The 1,283-nt window shown below is 71.6% G+C and carries 3 protein-coding genes; 1 reads left to right on the forward strand and 2 read right to left on the reverse strand.

All coding sequences use genetic code 11. From position 1 onward, the window contains the following. Positions 1-171 (forward strand): TetR-like C-terminal domain-containing protein (locus tag AB0C29_RS48980; RefSeq protein WP_360835311.1); only part of this gene is annotated, 171 nt, incomplete at its 5' end. A gap of 28 nt (positions 172-199) precedes the next feature. Here the strand turns inward: AB0C29_RS48980 and AB0C29_RS48985 are convergent. Continuing rightward, the gene (locus tag AB0C29_RS48985) at positions 200-634 is read right to left on the reverse strand and encodes a hypothetical protein (protein WP_360835307.1); all 435 of its coding nucleotides are present in this window, start codon (positions 632-634) and stop codon (positions 200-202) included. Positions 635-703: 69 nt separating this feature from the next. Next, positions 704-1,177: a tetratricopeptide repeat protein gene (locus AB0C29_RS48990; protein ID WP_360835309.1), complete on the reverse strand. Its 474-nt coding sequence runs from the start codon at positions 1,175-1,177 to the stop codon at positions 704-706. Positions 1,178-1,283 lie beyond the last annotated feature (106 nt).

The raw sequence follows: 1,283 nt of genomic DNA on the forward strand, positions 1-1,283 counted from the left end.
GGCACCACCCCGCGGGCCGCGCGGGCGGCCATCGTCATCTGGACCCGGGTGCACGGGATCGTGAGCCTGGAGCTCACCGGCATGTTCGACAACAACGCCGTCGACGTGCAGCGCCTGATCGACCAGGAGGTCGACAACGCCATCCGGTCCCTGGCCCCGCCAACCCCCTGATCCCCCCGTTGGCGGCTCAGCGGACCGCTCAGGTGTGCGGGTTGTCGACGTAGTTGCCGCGCGTGTACGGCTTGGAGCTCGCCCCGTTGTCGACGCGGACGTAGAAGCCCTTGATGACATCACTGGTGGCAGCGGCGTAGGTCTGGTCCGGCCACTGAGCGTACGCTTCGTCGTCGCAGGCGTTGTCGGGCCGCGGCGTGCTCCAGACGCTGCGGGACACGTCCCCCGTGGCCACCACGATCTCGATCTTCACCACCGCGGTCGGGCTGCTGCTCGCGCAGCTGGTGTCGATGATGCTCTCGTTCCAGCGCATGGTGCGCCTGCCCCAGGCCTCAATGGTGGCACTGCCGCAGGCGTACGACGGGCAGGCCTTGGACCGGGGAATGGCCTGGGCGGCCGGGGCACCGACGAGCACGATGCTCGTGCCCAGGACCGCGGCGGCGGTGATTCGGGTCTTGCGCATGGGATTTCCCCTTCGATCGGGATCGGCGGGCGCCGTGGTGCGGCGCGTTGCCGTTGTTGGTACGCCCGCTCAGCGCAGCCGTTCCACGATCCCGACCGATCCCGCACGCGTGCGGCGCTGGTCCACCGCGGCCAGCCGGATGCGCAGCTGCTCGGCCTCGGGGCTGCCGAAAGCCGCGTACAGGTTCATCGCCTGCCGGTAGTGCTCGCGGGCGGTGAGCACGGCACCGAGCGCCTCGTGCGCGTGGGCCAGACCCGCGCAGGCCCGGGCCAGCTGGTAACGGTCGCCGATGCTGCCGGCTACGGACTGCGCCGCGGCATGGTGCGTCACCGCCGCAGCCAGGTCGCCGGCCAGGTACGCCGCCGCGCCGAGCCCGTTGAGCGCCGACGCCTCACCCTCGCGTTCGCCGGTGTCGCGGTGGATGACGAGGGCCTGCCGGTGATGGTCCTCCGCGAGGTCGAGCCGGCCGAGGTGGCCGTGCAGGGTGCCCACGTTGTCGAGCGTCCAGGCCTCGCCGTGCCGGTCGCCGTCGCCGCGGAACAACTCCAGCGCTCGGCGTCAGCTTCAGCTTTGCGCGGCTCGGCCGGTCGGTGGACCACAGGCCGCTGTACATGTCGTCGGCGCACCCGCGCTTGATCGGCTGCACCGC

Origin of the sequence: Actinoplanes sp. NPDC048791, from assembly GCF_040650095.1 — a bacterium.
Classification (GTDB): Bacteria; Actinomycetota; Actinomycetes; order Mycobacteriales; family Micromonosporaceae; genus Actinoplanes.

Bases quoted from the DNA above. Each gene is read 5' to 3' on its own strand.
- AB0C29_RS48985 (WP_360835307.1), bottom strand. From the start codon at position 634: ATGCGCAAGACCCGAATCACCGCCGCCGCGGTCCTGGGCACGAGCATC.